Origin of the sequence: Deinococcus frigens DSM 12807 (assembly GCF_000701425.1) — a bacterium.
GTDB lineage: Bacteria > Deinococcota > Deinococci > Deinococcales > Deinococcaceae > Deinococcus > Deinococcus frigens.
In genome coordinates this window covers 1-1,461 of the sequence record NZ_JNIW01000142.1, presented here as the reverse complement: position 1 = coordinate 1,461, position 1,461 = coordinate 1, and the positions used below count along the sequence as shown (strand labels likewise).

Annotated in this window: 1 protein-coding gene and 1 pseudogene; both read right to left on the bottom strand. The window is 56.4% G+C overall.

All coding sequences use genetic code 11. The features are described from left to right. Positions 1-147: 147 nt before the first annotated feature. Positions 148-303: pseudogene (locus tag Q322_RS23750) on the bottom strand (Tn3 family transposase); the annotation flags it as partial. 40 nt (positions 304-343) lie between these two features. Further along, on the bottom strand, positions 344-1,189 hold the full coding sequence (locus tag Q322_RS0120010) for a DUF4384 domain-containing protein (protein ID WP_245593334.1): 846 nt from the start codon (positions 1,187-1,189) through the stop codon (positions 344-346). Between the last annotated feature and the right edge of the window lie 272 nt (positions 1,190-1,461).

Below are 1,461 nucleotides of genomic sequence, written 5' to 3'. Positions count from 1 at the left end.
AGTCAAAATCTGGCCTTTTCATCGATAGACGCCGGTGGCGCAGTGGCACAAAACACTGTTCTGGGAGACCGGCATCTGACTTCGCCACCAGTATCACGATTCTGAAATTTTACTCCGCTAAGCGAAAACCGCTGTTGTTATCGAACCTTACCGTCCCAGCTCCCGGTGACTACCGCTTACAGGCACCAAATCTTCTCTCCAGAGATAATCGCCGGTCAGACCGATATGTTCCCAACCGAGCAGAGACACATGGGCCAGCAACTCGTCCGGCACGTGCTTGCCCTCCGCTCGTATCGCGTCCGCACCGGTTTGATCCGCTCAATCGTCACGTGACTGGCTGAGTTTACCGAGCCTGTTTGCGAACCAGTACCACGTCGTACATGGTGGTTCCCGGGCGCTGCTTGACCGTCAGATTGGCGGTCGTGCCGCCGGGCAGGCTGAGCTGGCCCACGACCTGCATGCGCGAGGTGGTCATCTCGTCAGACTCGTAGCCTTGCCCTTTGAGCTGATTGGCGTAGAAGTCGTACACGCGAACCAGGCTCAGCGTCGACTTGAACGAGGACTTCCAGGTAGAGGTCGTGGTGGTCGTGGTCGAGACCACCGGCACGGGCGGCGTGGCCACCTTGGCTGAGATTTGGTACTGCGCCACGTCGGTCACCCAGTCCTTGGAAGCCAGCGGCTTGACGATGATTGACAGGGCCTGCGCCAAGCCATTCTGTCCACCCTTGATCGTCACGGTTGCGAAGCCCGTCTCCTGATCTTCCTTGAACTGTGCGATGGCGTCGAGATCCAGTTCATCCGTACTCGCCACAGCCAAAACTTTGTTCAATCCAGCCGGGCCAGCGATATCAAAGGTGAATTTGTCTTCCTTGCTTGGGAAACTCTTGGTGGTGTTGGCCTTGATGAAGTTGGCGCCGCTCGTAAACCTGTTGGGCAAGATCAGATTGATGTTGCCCTGTTGGTTCACGTTGAACAGGTAAACGTAGGCGTCCTGCGTCGTCTTGACGTTCAGCACGATGCGGTCGCCCGCCACATAGGTCGGTGTTTGCGTGCCCGTCGTATCCTTGGCCGTCCACACATTCACCCTCAGTGGCGACACCACTGGGTTCACGATGATGCTCTGCGAGGTGATCTTGGGGGAGGTCTGAGCCAGGGCGGTCGAGGCACCTGCCACCAGGGCCAGGGTCATCAATACGTGTTTCATGCCCTACAGTGCCACGCTGTCTATGACTGATCTATGACTGGCCTGAAATTTCCGTAACTGGGTCCTCAGGTAGCGGTAGTGTCATGAGAGGCTCTCTGCCATCAGGAACCAGTCAGATTCAGAAGGCGAAGAGGTTCTAGCAAGTGAAGTATTTAGTAGATCGATACTGGTGGCGAAGTCAGATGCCGGTCTCCCAGAACAGTGTTTTGTGCCACTGCGCCACCGGCGTCTATCGATGAAAAGGCCAGATTTTGACT

Excerpts from the sequence above, each read along its gene's own strand:
- Q322_RS0120010 (WP_245593334.1), bottom strand. The coding sequence starts at position 1,189 with ATGACCCTGGCCCTGGTGGCAGGTGCCTCGACCGCCCTGGCTCAGACC.